This window comes from Acidocella facilis ATCC 35904, assembly GCF_000687875.1.
Classification (GTDB): Bacteria; Pseudomonadota; Alphaproteobacteria; order Acetobacterales; family Acetobacteraceae; genus Acidocella; species Acidocella facilis.
This window is the reverse complement of the sequence record NZ_JHYG01000003.1, coordinates 176,917-198,330: the sequence shown is the minus strand read 5'-3', so window position 1 is coordinate 198,330 and position 21,414 is coordinate 176,917. Positions and strand designations below refer to the sequence as shown.

17 protein-coding genes are annotated in these 21,414 nt (G+C 67.1%); 9 read left to right on the top strand and 8 right to left on the bottom strand.

All coding sequences use genetic code 11. From position 1 onward, the window contains the following. Positions 1 to 54 precede the first annotated feature (54 nt). A complete protein-coding gene (locus T331_RS0105605; protein WP_026439321.1) occupies positions 55 to 672 on the top strand; it encodes a DsbA family protein in 618 nt (205 codons plus the stop codon). Positions 673 to 682: 10 nt separating this feature from the next. After that, positions 683 to 4,213: a chromosome segregation protein SMC gene (smc, locus tag T331_RS0105600; protein ID WP_026439320.1), complete on the top strand. Its 3,531-nt coding sequence runs from the start codon at positions 683 to 685 to the stop codon at positions 4,211 to 4,213. 188 nt (positions 4,214 to 4,401) lie between these two features. Here the strand turns inward: smc and T331_RS17460 are convergent, their stop codons facing one another. Further along, positions 4,402 to 4,635 carry a DUF1127 domain-containing protein gene (locus T331_RS17460; protein WP_008494169.1) on the bottom strand — a complete coding sequence of 78 codons (234 nt, stop codon included), beginning with the start codon at positions 4,633 to 4,635 and terminating at the stop codon, positions 4,402 to 4,404. Between the two features lie 170 nt (positions 4,636 to 4,805). Between T331_RS17460 and T331_RS0105590 the strand changes: the two genes are divergently transcribed. From T331_RS0105590 to T331_RS0105580, 3 genes are all read left to right on the top strand, one after another. Continuing rightward, entirely contained in the window at positions 4,806 to 6,572 is a 1,767-nt protein-coding gene (locus T331_RS0105590; protein WP_026439319.1) for an aminopeptidase P family protein, read from the top strand. 76 nt (positions 6,573 to 6,648) lie between these two features. Next, positions 6,649 to 7,182 carry an RNA 2',3'-cyclic phosphodiesterase gene (gene thpR / locus T331_RS0105585; protein WP_026439318.1) on the top strand — a complete coding sequence of 178 codons (534 nt, stop codon included), beginning with the start codon at positions 6,649 to 6,651 and terminating at the stop codon, positions 7,180 to 7,182. Between the two features lie 162 nt (positions 7,183 to 7,344). Next, positions 7,345 to 8,874: a CHAD domain-containing protein gene (locus tag T331_RS0105580; RefSeq protein WP_026439317.1), complete on the top strand. Its 1,530-nt coding sequence runs from the start codon at positions 7,345 to 7,347 to the stop codon at positions 8,872 to 8,874. A 261-nt stretch (positions 8,875 to 9,135) separates the two neighbouring features. On the opposite strand, the gene T331_RS0105575 is transcribed toward T331_RS0105580, so the two are convergent. Together T331_RS0105575 and T331_RS0105570 are read right to left on the bottom strand one after the other, a co-directional pair. Then, on the bottom strand, positions 9,136 to 10,608 hold the full coding sequence (locus T331_RS0105575) for an ATP-binding protein (protein WP_026439316.1): 1,473 nt from the start codon (positions 10,606 to 10,608) through the stop codon (positions 9,136 to 9,138). A 17-nt stretch (positions 10,609 to 10,625) separates the two neighbouring features. Further along, entirely contained in the window at positions 10,626 to 11,345 is a 720-nt protein-coding gene (locus T331_RS0105570; RefSeq protein WP_008494163.1) for a response regulator, read from the bottom strand. Positions 11,346 to 11,658: 313 nt separating this feature from the next. Between T331_RS0105570 and T331_RS0105565 the strand changes: the two genes are divergently transcribed. Both T331_RS0105565 and T331_RS19065 read left to right on the top strand, forming a co-directional pair. Beyond that, positions 11,659 to 12,780 carry a type III PLP-dependent enzyme gene (locus tag T331_RS0105565; RefSeq protein ID WP_026439315.1) on the top strand — a complete coding sequence of 374 codons (1,122 nt, stop codon included), beginning with the start codon at positions 11,659 to 11,661 and terminating at the stop codon, positions 12,778 to 12,780. A gap of 410 nt (positions 12,781 to 13,190) precedes the next feature. Beyond that, entirely contained in the window at positions 13,191 to 14,144 is a 954-nt protein-coding gene (locus tag T331_RS19065; RefSeq protein WP_162173879.1) for a Hint domain-containing protein, read from the top strand. Between the two features lie 9 nt (positions 14,145 to 14,153). Here the strand turns inward: T331_RS19065 and T331_RS0105555 are convergent, their stop codons facing one another. After that, the gene (locus tag T331_RS0105555) at positions 14,154 to 14,651 is read right to left on the bottom strand and encodes a hypothetical protein (RefSeq protein ID WP_155992622.1); all 498 of its coding nucleotides are present in this window, start codon (positions 14,649 to 14,651) and stop codon (positions 14,154 to 14,156) included. A gap of 157 nt (positions 14,652 to 14,808) precedes the next feature. Between T331_RS0105555 and T331_RS0105550 the strand changes: the two genes are divergently transcribed. Both T331_RS0105550 and T331_RS17450 read left to right on the top strand, forming a co-directional pair. Then, positions 14,809 to 15,519, top strand: a complete 711-nt coding sequence (locus T331_RS0105550; protein ID WP_008494159.1) for a dienelactone hydrolase family protein — start codon at positions 14,809 to 14,811, stop codon at positions 15,517 to 15,519. Continuing rightward, entirely contained in the window at positions 15,512 to 16,669 is a 1,158-nt protein-coding gene (locus tag T331_RS17450; protein WP_155992621.1) for a hypothetical protein, read from the top strand. Before T331_RS0105550 ends, T331_RS17450 begins: the two co-directional genes overlap by 8 nt. Before the next feature lie 174 nt (positions 16,670 to 16,843). Here T331_RS17450 and mnmE read toward each other — a convergent pair whose 3' ends face one another. The 4 genes from mnmE to T331_RS0105520 are packed head-to-tail and all read right to left on the bottom strand — an operon-like array spanning position 16,844 to position 21,412. Further along, a complete protein-coding gene (mnmE, locus tag T331_RS0105535) occupies positions 16,844 to 18,109 on the bottom strand; it encodes a tRNA uridine-5-carboxymethylaminomethyl(34) synthesis GTPase MnmE (RefSeq protein ID WP_026439313.1) in 1,266 nt (421 codons plus the stop codon). Beyond that, entirely contained in the window at positions 18,106 to 19,266 is a 1,161-nt protein-coding gene (locus T331_RS0105530; protein ID WP_026439312.1) for a low temperature requirement protein A, read from the bottom strand. The genes mnmE and T331_RS0105530 overlap by 4 nt, the downstream gene beginning before the upstream one ends. Further along, a complete protein-coding gene (locus T331_RS0105525) occupies positions 19,266 to 20,732 on the bottom strand; it encodes a carboxypeptidase M32 (RefSeq protein WP_026439311.1) in 1,467 nt (488 codons plus the stop codon). The genes T331_RS0105530 and T331_RS0105525 overlap by 1 nt, the downstream gene beginning before the upstream one ends. Then, positions 20,729 to 21,412, bottom strand: a complete 684-nt coding sequence (locus T331_RS0105520) for an SURF1 family protein (protein WP_008494154.1) — start codon at positions 21,410 to 21,412, stop codon at positions 20,729 to 20,731. The genes T331_RS0105525 and T331_RS0105520 overlap by 4 nt, the downstream gene beginning before the upstream one ends. Positions 21,413 to 21,414 lie beyond the last annotated feature (2 nt).

The following is a 21,414-nucleotide window of genomic DNA, read 5'->3' as shown; positions in this document are numbered from 1 at the left end:
CGCCGGGTTGGACTCCCGGCAGGGTCTTTGGCTACACTAGATATAGGAGACAACATGCAGTTTACTCGCCGTTCCATACTATCTGTTGTGGGTGCCAGCGCGCTGATGCCAGGCGCCGCCTGGGCCGACTCGGGCAGCCTTCCGGCCACCGAGACGCAGCGCTCGATCGGCTCCGCCACCGCGCCGGTGACGATCATGGAGTTCTTCTCCCTCACCTGCACCCATTGCGCCGAGTTCGGCACGGTCACCATGCCGCAGGTGAAGCCGAAGCTGGTGGATACCGGCAAGCTGCGCATCGTCTATCATGATTTCCCGCTCGACCAGGTGGCGCTGAAGGCGGCCCAGGTGGCGCGCTATCTGCCGGTGGATGAATATTACCCGTTCATCGAGGCGCTGTTTGCCAGCCAGAATGACTGGGCCTTCCAGCAGGGCGAGGATTATCACGCCTCGATCTTCAAATATGCCGCCCTGGCCGGCATGGACCAGGCGACCTACGACAAGGCCTGGAACGACATGGCGCTGGCGAAATGGATTCTCGCCGGCCAGAAGGAAGCCGAGACCACCTACAAGATCAACGCCACCCCGTCCTTCGTGCTGAACGGCAAGACCTATCCGGGGGCGATGGATTACGAGGATTTCGCCGCCCTGATCGCCAAGGCGGCCGGGGGCTAAAGGAGGCTGAATGCCCGCTCGTTTCGCCCGGCTGCGGATTGCCGGTTTCAAGAGCTTTGCCGACCCGACGACGGTGGAGATCCTCCCCGGTCTGACCGGGGTGGTCGGGCCGAACGGGTGCGGCAAATCCAACGTCATCGAGGCGCTGCGCTGGGCGATGGGCGAGGCCAATGCCCGCAATATGCGCGGCAATGAGATGGAGGATGTGATCTTCGCCGGCACCTCCGGCCGGGCGGCGCGGAATCTGGCGGAAGTGACGCTGACGCTGGAGGAGACGCTGGGGCTGGCGCCGCCGCCCTTTCAGGAATCGGCGGATCTGGAGATTTCCCGCAAGATCGAGCGCGGGGCGGGCAGCGCCTACAGGGTCAACGGCAAGGAGGCGCGCGCCCGCGACGTGCAGACCTTGTTCGCGGACCTGGCCTCGGGCTCGCGCGCCTCGGCGATGGTGAGCCAGGGGCGGGTCGGTGCGCTGGTGAATGCCAGGCCGGAGGAGCGCCGGGCGCTGCTGGAAGAGGCGGCGGGCATCACCGGGCTGCATGCCAGGCGGCACGAGGCGGAGCTGAAGCTGAAAGGGGCGGAGCAGAATCTGCTGCGCGCCGATGATCTGAAAGGCCAGCTGGAGGCGCGGCTAGGTGAGCTGCGCAAGCAGGCACGGCAGGCGACGCGCTATAAGGGGCTTTCGGGCAATATCCGTGCCGCCGAGGCGGAGCTGCTGTCCATTCAGCGGGCGATTTCGGTGAAGGCGCGGGAGACGGCGCAGGCCGCTTTCGCCGCCGCCGAGGCGCGGGTGGTGGCGGCGGCTGCGAAGGCCGCGGAAAGCGCGGCCCAGGCCGAGGCGGCCGACACCAATCTGCCGGCGCTGCGTGAGGCGGAGGCGCAGGCGCGGACGGTGCTGGAGCGCGCGCGCATCGGGCTGGAGCAGGTGAAGGAGCAGGAAGCCCGCGCCCGCGCCGCGCTGAACGACGCCAAGGCCCGGCTGGAGGCGCTGCGCCGCGACCATGGCCATGCGGAAAAGCTGGTGGCGGATGCGCAGGCGGCGCAGGCGCGTCTGGTCGCCGAGCAGGAGGTGCTGCAGCAGGAAACCAGCGCCGCGCCGGCGGCGATCGATCAGGCCGCGGATGAGGCCGAGGCGGCGTTGGAGACGATGCGCGCCGCCGAGGCGGCTGCCACCAAGGCCACCGAATATGCCGCCCGTCTGGCCGCTGAGGCGGATGCCGCCCGCCGCGCTCTGCAGGAAGCCGAGAGCCGGGCCCGTCGGCTGGGCCAGCGCGCGGCCGAGACCAAGGCCGAGCATGACAAGATCGCCGCGACGCTGATCCCGCCCGAGCGGGTGGCGGCGGCGGAGACGGAGCGCGCCGATGCCGAGGCGGCTCTGGCCGGAGCGCGCGAGGCGGTCACCGAAGCCGAGGCGGCGAAGGTGAAGGCGGAGGCCGAGGCCGCCGAGGCGCGGACGGTTGCGGAAGCCGAGCTGGCCGGGGCACGCTCGCGCGCCGCCTCGCTGGAAGCCACGGCGACCAAGGTGGGCACCGAATATGACGCGCTGGCGGCGTTGCTGGCGCAGAAATTCGGGCGGGAGAGCCAGCCGATCCTGGATCAGATCACCGTGCCGCCAGGGCTGGAAGCGGCCTTGGGCGCGGCGTTGCGGGAGGAATTATCGGCCTCGGCGGACCTCACCGCGGCGCGGCATTGGCGCGCGCTGCCGGCGCTGGAGAGCACGACCGGCAAGCTGCAGAGCTTCGCCGAGCTGGCGCAGGGGCCGGAGGCGCTGAAGCGGGCTTTCTCGCATATTCTGCTGCTGCCGGAGGGCGAGACCGGGGATCTCTATCAGCCGAACCTGACGCCGGGGCAGATTCTGGTCTCGCGCGAGGGCGCGTTGTGGCGCTGGGATGGGTATATTGTCCGCGCCGGGGCGGCCTCCGAGGCGGCGGTGCGGCTGAAGCAGCGCAACCGTCTGACCGAGCTGGAGCGCGAGCGCGCCGTGGCCCGCGAAGCCGCGCAGCTGGCGCGCGATGAGCGGGTGAAGGCCGAGGCGACCGAGCGCGAGGCCCGCGCCAATGAAGCAAAGACCCGCGAGGCGCATCGTGCCGCCGAAACCGCCGCGCGCGAGGCGCGCCGGCTGGCGGAGCAGCGTTTCGACAAGGCCCGCAACGAGGCGATCCGGCTGACCGCCGAGGCTGAGCGCGGCGCCTCCCGCGCCGCCGCCGCCGCCGCCCAGGCCGAGCAGGCGGGCAGCGAGGCGCAGGAGGCCGAGGCGGCTCTGGCGAAATTGCGCGAAACCCATGCGGCGTTGCCGGATGTGAATGCGGCGAGGCTGGCGGTGGAACAGGCCCGCAACGCGCTGAACGAGGCGCGCCAGGCGGAGAGTGCCGCCCGCGCCCGGCTGCTGGCGCTGCGCAATGCCGAGACCCAGCGCGGCCAGCGTTTGCAAAGCCTGACCCGCGAGCTGGAAGGCTGGCGCGAGCGTGGCCGCGATGCGAGCGACCGGCTGAAAGACCTCACCGCCCGGTTGACCGAGGCGCAGAGTGGGCTGGAGAGCCTGAATGCGGCGCCTGAGCAGGCGCAGACCGCGCATAAAGAGGCGCAGGAGGCGTTGCAGGGGGCTGAAACAGCCCATCGCGTCGCCGCCAAGGCCTTGCAGGAGGCGTTGAACGCCAATGAGGGCGCGATGCGCCTGGCCCGCGCGGCTGAGTCCGAGCTGGCCGCGGCGCGCGAAGCCCGGGCTCGTGAGGAAGGCAACATCACCGCCGCCAACCATGCCTGGGGCACGGTGGCGGAGCGGATTCTGGAGCGTCTGGGCGCCAACCCTGAACTGCCGGAACCGCCGGAAGTTTTGAATGCCGAGGTGGAGGACAAGGCCCGCAAGCGCTGGGAACGGCTGCAGCGCGAGCGCGAGGAGATGGGGGCGGTCAATCTGCGCGCCGAGATCGAGGTGAATGAGGCGGAAGCCGCGATCGCCACCATCGACAAGGAGCGCGACGAGATCACCTCCGCCATCGCCAAATTGCGCGGCTCGATCGGGCATTTGAACCGCGAGGGGCGGGAGCGGCTGAATACCGTCTTCGCCGAAGTGGATAAGCATTTCCAGGGGCTGTTCGCGCGCATGTTCGGCGGCGGCAAGGCGCATCTGGCGCTGGTGGGGTCGGATGACCCGCTGGAGGCGGGGCTGGAGATTTTCGCGCAGCCGCCGGGCAAGAAGCTCTCGACGCTGTCCTTGCTCTCGGGTGGAGAGCAGGCGCTGACGGCGTTGTCGCTGATCTTCGCGGTGTTCAAATGCAATCCGGCGCCGATTTCGGTGCTCGATGAGGTGGACGCGCCGCTCGATGATGCGAATGTGGAGCGGTTCTGCAATCTGCTGGAGGATATGGTGCGCGAGACCGGGACCAGGTTCCTGGTGGTGACGCATCATCATCTGACCATGGCGCGGATGGACCGGCTTTACGGGGTGACGATGCAGGAGCGCGGGGTTTCGCGGCTGCTCTCGGTGGATTTCCACCGGGCGATGGACATGGTGGACCCAGGCCACGCGATGGCGGCGGAATAAGGCACTTAGAGCATCAAGCTTTTAGCTTGATGCTCTAAGTTTTGAAATTGCTCTAAACTATCAAAAGTTTTTTGGTGCCGCTTTTTTACAAAAAAGCGGCGAAAACGCCGGGGGCTACCCCATGCCGGCGACACAAAAAAGGCCCCGCGAGGGGCCTTGATTGTACCAGCTCCAAGGGGAGCGTGTTGTTACCGGACCGTCCGCAGGATGGTCGGGATATCGGCGCGGGAGATGCCGATATCATTCAGGTCACGCTCATTCATGGCGTAGAGCTCGCTCGCGACAGCGCGGCGGGCCTGCCAGGCCTTGAACCAGCGGCGCAGCCCACCCGTCTTGCTCTCGGCGGCGACAGGAGCCTCGCGCGAGATCACCAGCGACCCGAGCTTGCCCAGGGTGGTACGGTTATGGATAGTCGTCGACATGATTCACCTATTCTCTGATGGAACGGCCGGTTCGGGATGAGCCAGCTGCGTTCCGGAAACGACCAGTTCGTCGCCGTTTCGAGGCATCATATAGGGCATTTCGCGGAATTTTTGTGCAGGTGCGAACGCCGAGTCAGGCCTGCGTTGGAAGCATAGCAACGGGATTACTCATGTCTTCAGAACATAACACACGCCTCGCCGCCTTACGCGCTTCATGTCGCCAACACGGGCTGGATGGATATTTGATTCCACGATCCGATGAATATCTGGGTGAATATGTCCCGCCCTGTGGGGAGAGGCTGGCTTTCATCTCCGGCTTCACAGGCTCGGCGGGGCTGGCGATTGTGCTGGGCGCGCGAGCTGCCGTGTTTTCGGATGGCCGCTATACCTTGCAGTTGGAGCAGGAGACCGATGCCAGCGCCTGGGAGCGGCGGCACATTATCGAGGACAAGCCCGAGGCTTGGCTGGCCGAGGCAGCACCGGGCGGGCGGATCGGCTATGACCCGTGGACGATCAGCGCCGAGGCGCTGGGGCGCTTTACCGGGGTGGAGATGGTGCCGCTCTCGCCCAATCTCATCGACATAATCTGGACGGACCGCCCTGCCCCGCCGCTGGCGCCGGCCTATCCTTACCCGGAGGCGCTGGCCGGGGAGAGCAGCGAGGCAAAGCGGCATCGGCTGGGGGCGGCGCTGCAGGCGGCCGGGCAAGATAGCGCGGTGCTGAGCGATGGCGCCTCGCTGGCCTGGCTGTTCAATATTCGCGGCACGGATCTGGAATTCTGCCCCTTCGCGCTGGGTTATGCGCTGCTGCACAAGGACGGCACCGCCGGACTGTTCATGGCGCCGGAGAAGATCACGCCGGAATTGCGCGCCCATCTCGGCCCGCAAGTGTTCATCGCGGCACCCGAGGCGCTGCCGGGGGCGATCGCGACGCTGGAAGGCCGCGTGGTGCGCTATGATCCGGCGAGTCAGCCAGCCTGGTTCGCGGATGCGCTGCGCGAGGCGCGGGCGGTGATCGCGCCCGGGCCAGACCCGGTGGCGCTGCCCAAGGCGCGGAAGAATGCGGCCGAGAAGGCGGGGGCGCGCGCCGCGCATCTGCGCGATGGCGTGGCGATGGTGGAATTCCTGGCCTGGGCGGCTGAGGCGCTGCCCACCGGCAAGGAGACCGAGATGAGCGCCGCATCCCGGCTGCTGGCCTGCCGCGCCGCGCAAGACAAATTCCGGGGCGAGAGCTTTCCGGCGATTTCCGGCGCCGGGGAGAATGGCGCCATCATCCATTACCGGGTGGACGAGGCCAGCAACCGGGCGATCAAGCCGGATGAGGTCTATCTGATCGATAGTGGCGGCCAGTATCTGGATGGCACCACCGACATCACCCGCACCATCTGGACCGGCCCCGGCCCCGCGCCGGATGCGGTGAAGGCGCATGTGACGGCGGTGCTGGCCGGCACCATCGCCCTGGCCCGGGCGGTGTTTCCGGAAGGGGTGGCGGGGGCGCATCTGGATGCGCTGGCCAGGCAGGAGTTGTGGCGCGCCGGGCTGGATTACGACCATGGCACCGGGCACGGGGTGGGGGCCTATCTCTCGGTGCATGAGGGGCCGGCGAGCATTTCGCGCGCGGCGCGGCCGGTGGCGCTGGCGGAGGGGATGATCCTCTCCGACGAGCCGGGCTATTATCTGCCCGGCGCCTACGGCATCCGCATGGAAAATCTGTTGCTGGTACAGAAGGCGGAGCTTCCCGCAGCGAAGACGCAATTCCTGCGCTTCGAGACGCTGACCCTGGTGCCGTTTGATCGTGCGCTGATCGATTCGGCGCGTCTGCCGGCGGAGGCGCTGGCCTGGCTCAATGCGTATCACGCGCGGGTGCAAGCCAGCCTCTCGCCTTATCTGTCTGATAAAGCAGCCGCCTGGCTGAAGCTGGTTTGCGCGCCCATATAAAAATTTGACCATCGCGTCGTGGATCGGGCAGTCTTTGAGCTGCGGATTCGCTGAATTTTTGAAGAAAGGGCAAGCCATGCGCCTGTTCGTCGCACTCGACCTCCCCTGGGAGGTCAAGGAAGATCTCAGCGAGCTTTCCTGTAATCTGCCCGGCGCGCGTTGGGTGCCGGAGGATAATTTCCACCTCACTTTGCGCTTCATCGGCGAGGCCAACCGGCTGCAGGCCGAGGAGATCGACATGGCGCTGAGCGCGCTGCGCGGACGCGGGTTTACCTTCTCCCTCTCCGGGCTCGGCTGGTTCGAGAAGAATGGCCGGGTGAACACGCTCTATGCCGGGGTGGAGCGCAATGAGCATCTGGCGCGGCTGCAAGCGAAGGTGGAGACGGCTTTGCATCGCGTCGGGCTGGCGCCGGAGAAGCGGCGCTTTACCCCGCATGTGACGCTGGCGCGGATGGATATGGGGGTGACGCCCGCGCTGACCAGCTTCGTGCAGGCGAATAATCTGTACCGCTCGGCGCCGATCCGCGCCGATAACGTGACCTTGTTCTCCTCCTTCCTGGGCAAGGACCAGCCGACCTACACGCCGGAAGCCGAATACGCCCTGGCTTAGAGCCATATATGTTTGGATTGACGCGGCAGCGGCAGAACAAACACATGAAATGGCTCGCCAAAACATGAGGAGCGCGCGTGGGCGTCAGCCCCTCGCGCGCTACGGCAATCTTCACATTTCTTCGGCTCGACTCGGGGGCGGCCGCCACGGTATCGTTGCGGCATGGACGCGATTGTGACGGGCGAGGCCCTGACGCCGGAGACGCCGGTGGCGGAAGCGGAAATCGAGCAGACTGTGATCCGGACATGGCGCTTTGCCCTGGTGCCGGCGCAGCTGAAGGCGCTGGAGCAGAGCCCGCTCTTCGGCCCGCCGACGCGGGCGAAGCGGCTGCAGGAGCGCTATCTGGATACGGAAGATTTCGCTCTGGCGCGGGCGGGGGTGACGCTGAGCTGGCGCAAGGCGGGGCGCGGGATGCGGTTCAGCCTGCTGCATGATGGGGTGCGGCTGGACGCGGCGCAGAGCGGCGAAGACCCGGATTTGAGCGCCTTCGGCCCGGCCTGGCAGGCCAGCCTGACCGCGCTGCTGCAGGATGCGCCGCTTTATGAGATTGCCGGCGCCACGCTGCGCCAGACCACGCGCAGCTTCGCCGGGGCCACGCTCTGTTTCGAGGCCGGGCAGCTCAGCGCCGAGGGGGGGAAGATCGCCCTGGCGGAGGTTGAACTCTGCGGCCCGGCCACCGCCCTGGCCGATGCCGCGCTGGCGCTGGCCGGGCAGGCGGCGCTGACCCTGCAACCGGAATTCCCCGGCCCGCGCGCCGTGCGCCTGGCTGGCGGGCCGATGCTGAAGCCGCAAAAGGCTGCCGGGGCGCTGGAGGGGGCGCCCTGCCTGGATGAGGCGGTGCATGACATCATAAAATCCTGCCTCAACCAGTTCCGCGCCAACTGGGCGGTGTTCGCGCATGGAGACCAGGTGGGGGCGGTGCATCAGATGCGGGTGGCCATGCGCCGGCTGCGCTCGGCGCTGGGGCTGTTCAACCGGGCGCTGCCATGTGGGGAGTTTCTGCTGCTGCGCGAGGAGGCCAAGCGCATCGCCAACGCCATGGGCGAGGCGCGCAATTGGGACGTGTTCATCGCCATGCTGCAAGACGGGCCGGCCAATGCCTTCCCGCAGGAGCGCGGCTTCGCGGCGCTGGAGGCGCAATGCCGGACCCATCGCGCCGCCGGCTATGATGCCGTGCGCGCGCTGCTGGATGATCCGGCGACGACGCGCTTCATCATCACCGCCGAGGCCTTCATCGCCAGGCGCGGCTGGCGCGGCGGCCTGCCCGTGGAGGCGCTGGCGCAACTGGCAGCCCCGGCCAGCGATTTCGGCGCCATCTGCTTGCAGCGTTTGCATCGCAAGCTGCGCAAGCGCGGGCGCCATCTGGCGGCGCTGCCGGGGCATGACCGCCATCTGGTGCGCATCGAGTTGAAAAAACTGCGCTATGCGGCTGAGTTTTTCGGCGGGCTGTGCGCGCAGAAGGGCAAGGTGCGAAACTTCAACCGCGCCGCCGCGGCGTTGCAGGAGGAGCTGGGCAAGCTCAACGACATGGCGACCGCCGAAGGGCTGGCCACGCGGTTGCAGGGCGGCACGCCGGAGGCGCTGCGGGCTCTGGGCATCGTGCTCGGCTGGACCGCACATGCCGCCCTGGGCGAGCCCCGGGCGCTGAACGCCGCCTGGGCGGAATTCAAGGCCACCAAGCTTTTCGTCTGACCCTGGATTTTTTCAAAACCCGCAAAAACTTTGCGGTCTGTCCCAGATCTTCATTCATCTGGCCATGATGTCGATCCCGAGTCTCTTCGCCTTTTGCCCGTGGCGTCAAGGGCGCGCGGCTTCGCCGCGCGTCGCCGAAGGCGAGTAAACCCCTTGACGCCACGGGCAAAAGGCGAAACCCTGCAATGATCGAGATAATGGTGATCCTTCAAGGCGTTGAAGGTATGAGCCGGAAACTTATCTGGGACAGCCCCAAAACTTTCAAACCGGCAGGGTCACGCTCACCCGCAGCCCCTGCGCCAGATTGGCCAGGGCGATGTCCCCGCCATGGGCACGGATGATGTTGCGGGCAATCGACATGCCGAGCCCGGAACCGCCGGTCTCGCGGTTGCGGCTGGTCTCCAGCCGGTGGAAGGGCTCGAAGACGCGCTCCATCTCCGCCACCGGAATCCCCGGCCCGTCATCCTCGATCTCGATGCGCAGCGTGCCCTTCACCGGCGGGTGCAGCCGCACCCGCGCCGCGTCGCCATATTTCAGCGCGTTGGTGATGAGATTGCTCAGCGCGCGCTTCAGCGCCAACGGCCTTGCGTTGATGGGCAGATGCAGCGGGCCCTGATAATCCACCGTCTCGGCACGCTCGGGGTCGAGATCCCCCGCCTCGTCCACCAGCGTGCGTAAAAGGCTTGCCAGATCCAGCCGGGCCAGCGGCTCGGTGGTGGTGATGTCCTTGCCGAAGGCCAAAGTGGCGGCGACCATCGCCTCCATCTCGTCGAGATCGGCCAGCATTTTCGCCCGCTGCTCGTCATCCTCCATATATTCCGCGCGCAATTTCAGCCTGGTGATCGGGGTGCGCAGATCATGGCCGATGGCGGTGAGCAGGAAGGTGCGGTCCTCGACGAAGCGGCGGATGCGCGCCGCCATGGTGTTGAAGGCGCGCGCCGCGGTGGCGATCTCCTCCGGCCCAGTCTCGGGCAAAGGCTGGGCATTGACCACGTCGCGCCCGAACAATTCGGCGGCGCGGGCCAGGGTTTTCACCGGCACCAGCAATTGCCGCACCGCCAGCGTGATCATCATGCCGCCCAGCAGCATCATCACGATGAAGGCGGTGGCGAAGTCCGGCGAGCGCCAAGGGGCGGGGGGATGCAGCTCGGTCGTCACCGTCAGCCACATCAAAGGCGGCATCAGCTCGTCCGGCGAGGGAAAGGCGAAGGGCGGCGGGCCGTCAGGGAAGCCATCTGGCGGTTGCGCGTGATCGGGCGGGCCGGCATCGGGCGGGGGCAGCGGCGGGAAGAACAGCCCGTCCGGCAGGCCGAAACTGACCATCAGCCGCAGCGGATGCGGGATGATCCGCAGCACGATGCCGCGCGGATGGATAGGGCGCGGGATGCCATAGGTGAAGATGCCGGCGCGCACCGCCTCGGCCATCGGCAGCGGCATCGGCAGCGTGCCCTGGTTGGGCGGCACCATGGTCAGGCTGACCGTGTCGCCCTTGGGCACCGGCTCGCGGGCCGCCACGAGGGCGCGGTTATCCGGCTGCGCCAGGGCGATATGGCGATAGATGATCGCCGCCCGGGTGGCGAATTCCTGCTCCTCGACCAGGCGCTGCAGATTGATCTGGTTCACCGTATGCACCAGCAGCCCCAGCATCTGGATCAGCGCGAAGCCGACCAGCAGGAACAGAATCGTCCGCCGCGCCAGGCTGTGCGGCAGCAGGCGCGTCCTGAAACAGCCCAATCTCAGCCGCCGAAAGATCAAAGCCGCTCGACGGGGGTGGAGAGCACGTAGCCGCCGCCGCGCACGGTCTTGATCAGCTGGGCGTTGCGCCCGTCATCCTCCAGCTTGCGGCGCAGGCGCGAGACCGCGACATCGATCGCCCGGTCGAACGGCCCGGCCTGGCGGCCGCGCAGCAGATCCAGCAGCATGTCACGGGTCAGCACCCGGTTCGGCCGGTCCAGCAGGGCGACCAGCAGATCATACTCGCCACCGGTGATCGCGACCTCGGTGCCGCTCGGGTCCAGCAGGCGCCGGCGCGCGGTCTCCAGCACCCAGCCCGCGAATTGGTAGGTTTTCGCGGTCTGGTCGGCGGCGCGGTCCTCCGCCTCGGCAGTGCGGCGCAGCACCGCGCGGATGCGCGCCAGCAGCTCACGCGGGTTGAAGGGCTTGGTGACATAATCATCCGCCCCCAGCTCCAGCCCGATGATCCGGTCGGTCTCATCGGCCATCGCGGTGAGCATGATGATCGGCACGTTGGTCTCGGCGCGGAACCAGCGCGCCAGCTCCAGCCCGCCCTCGCCGGGGAGCATCAGGTCCAGCACCACCAGCTGGTAATGGCCGTTGAGGAAGGCGCGCCGGGCCTCCTTCCCATCGCGCGCGGCGGTCACGCGCAGACGCTGGCGTTCCAGGAATTTCGCCAGCAGATCGCGGATTTCACGGTCGTCATCGACGACGAGTATGTGCGGCAGGGTGTCCATGGCTGTTACAATAGCGATCCGCTGGGGCTTTGGGCAGATGAGGTTGCAATACGTGACAATTCGGGCCTGAACCGCAACAGTCCGGGCCCTGAAAAAAACGCTTGCCCCCCTGGGCCGTTGGCTCTAATGCGCGCTCACGCAGCAACGTACGTGCCTCTGCCGGCTCTCCGGTTACGCAACGGCGTCAAGCGTTCTGGCAGCACGACTGGGAAGCCCTCCGGCGACCTGGAAGTCGGCTGGTTCGTTCGACCGTTTCGATAACCCTGCCCCGCCGCGTGAACAGGCGGGCATTTGAGAGAAGGACTTGAGGGCCATGACCCCCAAACTCGCTTCCTTTCTGGCGTCGCAGCCCGCGACGCCGTGCCTGGTGCTCGATTTGGACCAGGTGGCGGAGAATTATGCCCGGCTTCGCGCGGCTTTGCCGGCGGCTTCGATCTATTACGCCGTGAAGGCCAATCCAGCGCCCGCGATCCTGCGGCTGCTGGCTGATGCGGGGTCCTGCTTCGATGCCGCCTCCTGGCCCGAAATCCAGTCCTGCCTGGAGGCTGGGGCCGCGCCTGCGGCGATTTCTTTCGGCAATACGGTGAAGAAGCCCTCCGCCATTCAGGCGGCCTACAAGGCTGGGGTGCCGCTCTATGCCTTCGACAGCCGCGAGGAGCTGGAGAAGATCGCCCAGCACGCGCCAGGCGCAAAGATCTATTGCCGGCTGGCGGTGAATAATATCGGCGCGGAATGGCCGCTCTCGAAGAAATTCGGCACCACGCTGGAAAAGGCCAAGGAGCTGATGCTGGCCGCCCCGGCCCTGGGGCTGGTGCCGCACGGACTCTCCTTTCATGTCGGCTCGCAGCAGACCGGCACGCTGGCTTATGAGCTGGCGATCGCGGAAGTCGCGATGCTGTTCACCGACCTGAAGGCGGCTGGGCTGCCGATGCGGATGCTCAATCTCGGCGGCGGCTTTCCGGTGCGCTACCAGGAAGACGTGCCCGAGGCGGATGCCTTTGGTGATGCCATCATGAACAGCATGGTCGCGCATTTCGGCAATGATATTCCGGACATCCTGATCGAGCCGGGCCGCGCCATGGTCGGCAATGCCGGGGTGGTGGCGGCAGAGGCGGTGCTGGTCTGCCGGCGCATGCCGCAGGATGAGCGGCGCTGGGTGTATCTGGATATTGGCCGCTATGGCGGGCTGGCGGAGACCGAGGGCGAGGCGATCCGCTATCGCATCACCGCCGGCAATGGCCCCACCGGCCCGGTGGTGCTGGCCGGCCCGTCCTGCGACGGCGTCGATGTCATGTATGAAAAGACATCCTTCAGCCTCCCCCTCGATCTGCAGTCCGGCGACCGGGTTTTGATCCACGACGCCGGCGCCTACGTGACCAGCTATGCCAGCCAGAACTTCAACGGCTTCGCGCCGCTGGCCGAGCATTACATCTGAGGGTTGTGGCGGCTGAGCCGGAAAGGCTCAGCCTGGCGCCCCGCGCCCCGGCACCGCCGCAGCAGCAGGTTGCGTAAGTAAATTTAACGCGCCGACCAAATCGCCTGACACCGCCAACGCGGAGTCAGGCGATTTATTTTGTGACACATCTATTATTTTTTTAACATCGCCTGCTCAAAATTTGCCCTAAATATGTCTCTCAAATTTTACTTTGACTCAAAATTTACCTAATTTTGAGAACAAGAGAGGTTTTTATGGCGAACCTACAAACGGGCTCAATTTATCAAAATTTTGACGATTCATCCTGGCCAAGCAATTGGTTCGGTTGCGCGCCGGGGAGCTGGACATGGCCCGGCTTTGGGGACGGGGATGGCGACGGCTCCGGCAAGGGCGGAGTCACGGAAACCGGCATGACCGCCTATGCGATCGCGCTCACCCCGGGGAGCGGCGGCAGCGCCACCGCCAGCATTCTCTCCCCCCTGCATATCGCGGTGAGTGTCACCTCAACCGCCACCGGCGCCCTCGCCAACCTGCTGGGTGACGTCAACACCGCGATCACCGGCGAAGGCTTCAAGCTGAACATCGGCGATTTCAGCCTCCCGAGCTACTATTACGGCACCGCCACGATCGACGGCGTCAGCGGCTTTATCGCGAACACGCTGCCAGGCGGGGCCGGGCTCTGGTATTTCGTCACCCCCAGCAGCAGCCACTCCAACAGCCTCGGCCGGGGCGCGTCCGGCACGGCGCATCATGACACGACCGGCGCCAGCTCGCCCTATCAATGGGATCTCGCCACGGGCCAGGCCGTCTGCTTCATGGCCGGAACGCTGATTGAGACACATGACGGGGAAAAGCCGGTGGAGAGCCTGCGCCCGGGCGATCTGATCCGCTGCGCCGATGGCCGGCTGATGCCGCTGCGCTGGCTGGGCGAGCAGCAGATTGTCCGCGCCTTCGCCGACCCGATCCGTGTCGGCCCGGTGCGCATCCGCGCCGGCGCGCTGGGGAATGGGCTGCCACGGCGGGATCTGCGCTGCTCGCCCGACCATGCGTTTCTGCTTGGCGGGGTGCTGGTGCAGGCCGGGGCGATGGTGAATGGCGGCAGCATCCAGCGTGAGGCGCAGATGCCGGAGCGCTTCACCTATTACCATCTGGAGCTGGCCGAACATACGCTGGTGCTGGCCGAAGGTGCGGCTTCGGAAAGCTTCGTCGATCATATCGACCGGCTGGCCTTTAATAACTGGGCGGCGCGCGGCCCGCAGGCGGCGATGTCGCCGATTCAGGAAATGAATCTGCCGCGGGTGAAATCCGCCCGGCAGCTGCCAGCAGCGTTGCGCCAGGCGCTGGGCCAGGCCCAAGCCGCCTGAAGGCGGGCTTTACGGCCAGGCGACCTGGGCGGTGGCGAGATCCAGCCCGCGCTGGCTGGCCACCCGCATGGCGGAGGCGGCGAGCGGCGGGGTTTCACGCGGCGCCTCCAGCCAATAGCCATGCACCGCCAGCGCCGCCGCCAGCGCTTCCAATGCCGCCACCAGCCGGGCGCGCTGGGCGGGCTCCAGCGCGATGCGATAGAGATAATTATCCAGCAGCCAGAAGGCTTCGTTCTGCGCCGCCGCCACCGCGCGCAGCAGCCGGCGTTCCAGCTTGGTGACAGCAAACCCGCCGGGCGGGCGCAGCGGCAAGGCCCGCGCGCACTCCGCCTGCCGCCCCTGCCAGACCGCCAGCAAGGCGCGATGGATCTGCGCCTGATCGCGCCCCAGCCCGAACGGGCAGACCAGACTGGCCGCCCCCGCCTGCCCCCCCACCGCCCGGCGCAATGCGCACAAGGCCACACGTTCCGCCCGGCTCAAACCCGGCTCAGCTTGCAACAGGGTCATGGCTGCACCTCCTATGCCTGACCCTCGCACAATTAACAATGATTATCAATTGCAATTTTTGTTCATCAAAGCGCTTTTGCGCCTTCCCCGCGCTTCTTCTACACTCCCCCCCGACCGGCCATTCCGGCCGGACGACATCAAAAAAACGGAGAGCAGAATGCGCGAGATCAAACTGAAGGCGGCGGATCAGAGCGGCGAATTTTCGGCCTTCGTCTGGGAGCCCAAGGGGCTCAAGGCCGGCAAGGAAGCCGGCGCGGTGGTGGTGATCCAGGAGATTTTCGGGGTCAATGACAGCCTGCGCGAGACGGCTGCATCGCTTGCCGAGCAGGGCTTCATCACCATCGCCCCGGATCTGTTCTGGCGGCTGGAGCCGGGGGTGAATATCTCCGACAAGAGCGACGCGGAATGGCAGAAGGCGTTCGACCTGATGAACCGCTTCGACCAGGACAAGGGCATCGAGGATCTGAAGACCACCCTGGCCGAGGCGCGTGAGCTGCCGGGCTGCAATGGCAATGCCGGCACCATCGGTTTCTGCCTCGGCGGGCGCCTGGCGGTGATGATGGCGACGCGCTCCGATTCGGACGTGAATGTGTCCTATTACGGTGTCGGGCTGGACAGCCTGCTGCCGGAATTCGACCGCATCCAGGCGCCGCTGATGCTGCATATCGCCGATGAGGATGAGTTCTTCCCGGCCGAGGGGCGGGAGAAGCTGATCGAGGGGCTGGAGGGCAATGAGTGGGTGGACGCTTTCGTGTTCCCCGAGGTGCAGCACGCCTTCGCGCGCGTTGGCGGGGTGCATTACGATGCCCGCGCGGCGACCATCGCCAATGGTCACACCACCGAGCTGCTCGCCGAAATCCTTGACTAAGCTGACACGCCGCGCGGTTTGCGCGGGGGCTTTGGCGCTGCCCGCCTTGGCGCGGGCAGCGCCGGATCTGGCCAGCCGGCTGGTGCAGGCGGTGCGCGGGCAGATGGCGGCACTGGGTGATGGCCCGGTGCTGCTGAATTCCTATCTGGTGGAGACCGGGCCGAAGGCGGATGATTTCGACCTGACCCAGGCCAATGCCGCCTATGTTTACGACAATGCGCTGGCCGGGCTGCTGCTGATCGCGGCGGGGCATCAGGATGAGGCGCTGCGCATCGGCCAGGCTTTGGCGATGGCGCAGGCGCATGACCGGACATTTCACGATGGCCGATTGCGCAACGGCTATGCCGCCGGGGTGATGACCAGCCCGGCGAAGCTGCCCGGTTTCTGGAACAAAAAGACCAATCAGTGGGACGAGGACCCGTATCAGGTCGGCACCGATACCGGGCCGGTGGCCTGGGCGATGCTGCTCTGGCAGGCGCTGGGCATGGTGCAGCCCGCGAACAAGGCCGGGAATTTCCTGGATGAGAGGCTGCGCGCCCCGCTTGGCTATTATGGCGGGTTTTACGGGTTCGATCAGGCGCAGCAGAAACTCACCTGGGAGAGCACGGAGCAGAATCTCGATCTGGCGGTGGCCTTCTCGCGGCTGGGCCGGGCGGAAGATGCTGCCCATGCCAGGGCATTTGTGAAGGCGGCCTATGATGCGAAGGCGCATCTGTTCAAGACCGGGCTGGCGCCGGATGGCAAGCCGGGGGCGATGCTGGCGGCGGATGCCGGGATCTGGCCGTATCTGGCCGGGATTGGCGACGGAGCGAGCGCGCAGGCGGCGGTGGACGCGTTGCAGCATGGCGATGGCATCGGGTTTTCCAGCGCCTCGGACGGGATCTGGCTGGAGGGCACGGCGTTCGCGGCGCTGGCGCTGAAGCGGCTGGGGGATGCGCGGGCTTCGGCATTTTTGCAGACGGTGGCGGAGAATTTGTCGCCGCAGGGCTATGTGTACGCGACGGTGGCGCCGGTTCTGGGGACGGGGCTGAAAATTGGGCCCTCCCTGCAGAAGGGCGTGCCGGAGGCGGATTTCAACTATTACCGCCGGCCCTCGCTGAGTGCGACGAGCTGGGCCGGGTTGGCGGCGCTGGGGAAAAACCCGCTTTAATTAGCAAAAGTTTTTGGGGGCGTAGGCGGCCAAGGTTTTGCCGCTGCGCAGCAGCGGTGGAAAGCCGCCGGAGGGGCCGCTTTTTTTCAAAAAAGCGGCGAAAAACGTTTGGGGGGGTGGCAACGGCGTTGTCCCCCCCAACGTCTGTGGGGACTTTATTCGATCGCTGCCCGGCTACTTCCCGATACAAAACCCCGAGAACACCGCGTCGAGTATCTCCTCAACCCCGATCCCGCCCGCCAGCCGCGCCAGCGCCGAGGCCGCCGTGCGCAGCTCCTCCCCACGCAATTCCGGTTCCGCCAGCGCCAGCGCCATATCCAGCGCCTGCACCACATCGCGCACACAGGCGATCTGCCGGGGCCGGGCCAGGGCGATTGCGCCCTGGCGGTCGGTCAGCGCGGCGGCTTCCTCGGCGAGGCGGGCGCGCAACGCCGCCATGCCCGCCCCGGTTTTGGCGGAGATGCAGAATTCGTCTGGGTTTTCAGCAAGGTCCGCCTTGGTGCGCAGGCGCAGCACCGCGGCACCGGGCGGGGCCTCGGCAAACTCCGCCCCGGGCGGCGCTACGAGGATGACAAAATCCGCAGCGCCCGCCTTGGCTTTGGCACGGCGCACGCCTTCGGCCTCGATCGCGTCCTGCGTTTCGCGCACCCCGGCGGTGTCGGTCAGGTGCACCGGCACGCCGCCGAGATCCACCCGCACCCCCAGCGCATCGCGGGTGGTGCCGGGAATGTCCGAAACGATGGCGACATCTTCGCCGGCCAGCGCGTTCAGCAGCGTGGATTTGCCGGCATTCGGCGCGCCGAGAATGACGAATTCCAGCCCCTCACGCAGCCGCGTTGCGGCCGGGGCGGCGTGCAGGCCGGCCTGCATCTCATTGCGAAGATCGCTGATGCCGGCAAGGAGATTGGCTTCCACCTCGGGCGGCAAATCTTCATCCGGGAAGTCGATCAGGGCTTCCTGGCGGGCGATGATCTGGCGCAGCCGCTCGCGCCAATCGGCGGCCTGGTCGTGCAGCCCGGCCTCCAGCGCCTGGCGGCGCTGCGCCTCGGTTTCAGCGGCGATGAGATCGGCCATCGCTTCCGCCTGCAACAAATCCATGCGGCCATGCTCGAAGGCGCGGCGGGAGAATTCGCCGGGCTCGGCCGGGCGGGCGCCGAGTGCAACCAACGCGGCACTCACCGCCGCCAGCACGGCGCGGCCGCCATGCAAAGAGAGTTCCGCGACATCCTCGCCGGTGAAGCTGCGCGGGCCGGGGAAGGTGACCAGCAGCGCTTCGTCCAGCAGCGCGCCGCCCTGGCGCAATTTGCGCAGCGCCGCCTGCCGTGGTGGCGGTAAAGTGCCTGCCAGTGCCTGGGTGATTTTGAACGTGTCCGGACCGGAGAGGCGCAGCGTGGAGATGGCGCCGCCGCGCCCGGTGATCGGCGCGAAGATCGTGCTCATGGCGTGCGCACCAGCTTGTTGGAGATGAGAATGACGGCGAGCAGCACGGCCAGCACCAGCGCGCCGAGCAGCCAGAGCGAGGCAAAAGGCGAAACCAGCGCCAGCACCGCCATGCCGCCCAACCCGTAGAGATGCGAGGGCGGGAAGCGCGGATGCAGCATGCGGCGGAAAATGCCATTGCCGAGCAGGAAGGCGGCAGGGCCGCCAAGCAGCATCAGCCCCTGCCCCATTGTCGGCGCATGTAACGGCGCCTCCAGCAGAAACGCATCGCCGGCCGCGACGACGATGATCGCCGCCACCAGCAGCCCGTGCGCGTAGGTGTAGGCGGCGCGGGCAATCCTGCCGACATCCTGGGCATGGGCGAAGGCGTGGGCGGTGCGCTCGGCGGCATCGTTGAAATAGATCCACCAGAGCGCAAAGGCGGCCAGCAGCGCCAGCAATGCGGCCAGGTAGGTTGGCGCGCCCCAGTGCAATTCGGAAAAATTCGCACCGATGACGGTGATGGATTCCCCCAGCGCGATCAGCACGAAGCCGGCACAGCGCTCGGCCATGTGGCGGGCATCGACCTGCCAGTCCTGTGTCGTCGAGCGGCCGAGGCCAGGGACGTAAAATCCATTGGCGGGGCCTGAAAGATCGATCAGCAGCGCGGCGATCCACAGCGCCATGCGGGCACTGCCTTCGGCCAGGCCGCCCAGCAGCCAGAGCCCGGCGCCGATGCCGAGCCAAATGGAAATACGCTGGAAATTCCGGTAATTTCCCGAATCATGCCGCCGCAGCGCCCAGAGCATGAACATAGAGCGGCCGAGATTGAGCCCGCCCAACCCGATGGCGAAGGCAAGGCCGCGTTCGGCGAAGGCCTCCGGCAGCGACGCGGCCAGCAGCAAGGCGCAGCCCATCAACCCCAGCAACAGCAGCTTCACCGGGCGGCGCTCCGGGTCGATCCAGTTGGTCACCCAGCTGGTATAGACCCAGCACCACCACATCGCCGCGAACAGCATCAACCCCTGGAACGCGCCCAAACCATTCAGGTGGGTGCGCAGAAATTCCGAAATCTGGGTAACGGCGAAGACGAAGATCAGATCGAAGAAAAGCTCGATCTGCGTCACCGGCGCGGGGGCACCGCGCCGGCGCAGCAGGCTGGAGGCGGCGGCAAGCATCAGGTGAGGTAGCGGGCGGTGAGATGCGCCTCGAAATAGGCCGGGTTCAAAGCTTCGCCGGTGGCGCCTTGCAGGATTTCATTGAAGCCGGCGGAGGCGCCGCGCGCGTGCACATGCCGCGCCAGCCAGCCGGTCAGCGGCGAGAGATCGCCCTGCGCCAGCGCGCCGTCCAGATCCGGCAGCGCCTCGCGCGCCGCCGCCATCAGCTGCGCCGCCGCCATCGCCCCCAGCGTGTAGGAGGGGAAATAGCCGATGGCGCCATCGAACCAATGGATGTCCTGCAGGCAGCCCCGCGCATCGTCCGGCGGGGTGATGCCGAGCAGGTTTTTCAGCCCCTCATTCCAGGCGCCGGGCAGGTCTTTCACCTGCAGCGCACCGGAGAGCAGGCGCTGTTCCAGCCGAAAGCGCAGCAGCACATGCGCCGGGTAGGTCATCTCATCCGCCTCGACTCGGATGAAGCTGCGCTGCACCCGGCGCAGGCGGTGTTGCAGCCCGGCCAGGGTGATCTCCTTGCCGAACGCCCCGCTGGCCAGCGGGGCGAGATAGCCCAGATACGCATCCGAGCGCACCGCCTGCATCTCGATGATGAGGGACTGGCTTTCATGCACCGCCATCCCGGCCGCGGCCCCCACCGGCTGGCGCGCCCAGGCGGCGGGGAGGTTCTGCTCATAGAGCGCATGGCCGGTTTCGTGCAGCACGCCCATCAGGGCGGCGGCGAAATCGGCTTCGTCATAGCGGGTGGTGATGCGGATATCTGTTTGCGTGCCGCCGCAGAACGGGTGGGCGGAGATATCCAGCCGGGCGGCGTTGAAATTCAGCCCCGCCGCCTGCGCGAGCTTGCGGGCCAGCGCTGCCTGCACCGCTTCCGGGTAGGGGCCAGGGGGCAATTCCTGCTGCGGGCGGGTGGCCTGCAAGGCCTCGGCCTTGGGCAGCGCCTCGCGCAGAAAGGCCTCGTAACGGGTGAAAATCGCCTCGGCCTGCGCCGCATCGATGCCGCGCTGATACTGGCTCATCAGCGCGTCATACGGCGAGAGCCCCAGCGCCTGGCCGAGGATCTCCGCGCCCTCGCGGGTGAGCTTCACCACCTCTTCCAAAGCCGGGCGGACGGCTTCGAAATCGCTGGCTTTGCGCGCATTGCGCCAGATGGTTTCGCAGGCCCGGCCGGCGCGCACCTGCGCCTGGACCAGCGCGCCCGGCAAGGCGGTGGCGCGCAGATGCGCCTCGCGCATCAGAGCCAGGTTTTTGCCGTCCCAGCCTTCGGCCTGGGCGGCGGCGAGATTCTCGCCGACCTCAGGCGCGCAGAGAAACTCATGGCTGAGCCCGGCCAGCACCGCGAGCTGCTCCCCGCGCGCCGCCGCGCCGCCCTCGGGCATCATCGCGGCGGCGTCCCAGCCGAGCATGGCGCTGGCTTCGTCCAGGCAGGCGATGCGGTTGAAGGCGGATTTCAGGGCTTCGTAAGCGCTCATGTCGACAGCAGCCTTTTACGTGCGAGAAAGATGAATTCGAACACCAGGACCCCGGCGAAGCCGAACCAGGTGAGCGCATATCCATAATGGTTGTTCGGCGGGGTGGGCAAATTCTGCGCCGGCTGCGGCGCCGTACTGCCCGGCGGCGGCAGCGGTCCGAGCGCGATGAGCATATAGGGGGCGACATTGTGCAGCCCCATGCCGGCGCCGATGCGCGCCGGGTCCAGCGTGTAATAATGCTGGGCCTTGGGGTTGTCCGGCGGGGCGAACCAGCCGGGGCTGATCGGGGCGTGGATATAGCCGGACGGGGGGACGGGCGGATCGGCCAGAGGGGTGGGGACGCTCTGCGGCACCCAGCCGAGATCCACCAGCAGAATTTGCCCATCCGGCCGGCGCAGCGCCATGATCAGCTCGCCGCCGGAGATCGGCCCGCGCGGCCCGTCATGCACGATCTGCCCGTAAAGTGCCGCCTTGCCCGGCAGCCAATCCCCGCTGGCGGCAACCTTCTCGAACGGGCCGGGATGCGGCCCGAGCGGGACCGGCGGGGCCACCTGCGCGGCGCGGATCTGCGCGATGATGCCCTCTTTCCAGCTCAGCCGGTGCAGCTGCCAGACGCCCAGCGCGATGAAGGCGCAGAAGGCCGCGAGCCCCAGAGCGGCGGGCAGGATCAGCCGGCGCAAGA

Coding starts and splice junctions, on each gene's coding strand:
- T331_RS0105605 (WP_026439321.1), top strand. CDS start 55: ATGCAGTTTACTCGCCGTTCCATACTATCTGTTGTGGGTGCCAGCGCG.
- smc (WP_026439320.1), top strand. CDS start 683: ATGCCCGCTCGTTTCGCCCGGCTGCGGATTGCCGGTTTCAAGAGCTTT.
- T331_RS17460 (WP_008494169.1), bottom strand. CDS start 4,635: ATGTCGACGACTATCCATAACCGTACCACCCTGGGCAAGCTCGGGTCG.
- T331_RS0105590 (WP_026439319.1), top strand. CDS start 4,806: ATGTCTTCAGAACATAACACACGCCTCGCCGCCTTACGCGCTTCATGT.
- thpR (WP_026439318.1), top strand. CDS start 6,649: ATGCGCCTGTTCGTCGCACTCGACCTCCCCTGGGAGGTCAAGGAAGAT.
- T331_RS0105580 (WP_026439317.1), top strand. CDS start 7,345: ATGGACGCGATTGTGACGGGCGAGGCCCTGACGCCGGAGACGCCGGTG.
- T331_RS0105570 (WP_008494163.1), bottom strand. CDS start 11,345: ATGGACACCCTGCCGCACATACTCGTCGTCGATGACGACCGTGAAATC.
- T331_RS0105565 (WP_026439315.1), top strand. CDS start 11,659: ATGACCCCCAAACTCGCTTCCTTTCTGGCGTCGCAGCCCGCGACGCCG.
- T331_RS19065 (WP_162173879.1), top strand. CDS start 13,191: ATGACCGCCTATGCGATCGCGCTCACCCCGGGGAGCGGCGGCAGCGCC.
- T331_RS0105555 (WP_155992622.1), bottom strand. CDS start 14,651: ATGACCCTGTTGCAAGCTGAGCCGGGTTTGAGCCGGGCGGAACGTGTG.
- T331_RS0105550 (WP_008494159.1), top strand. CDS start 14,809: ATGCGCGAGATCAAACTGAAGGCGGCGGATCAGAGCGGCGAATTTTCG.
- mnmE (WP_026439313.1), bottom strand. CDS start 18,109: ATGAGCACGATCTTCGCGCCGATCACCGGGCGCGGCGGCGCCATCTCC.
- T331_RS0105530 (WP_026439312.1), bottom strand. CDS start 19,266: ATGCTTGCCGCCGCCTCCAGCCTGCTGCGCCGGCGCGGTGCCCCCGCG.
- T331_RS0105525 (WP_026439311.1), bottom strand. CDS start 20,732: ATGAGCGCTTACGAAGCCCTGAAATCCGCCTTCAACCGCATCGCCTGC.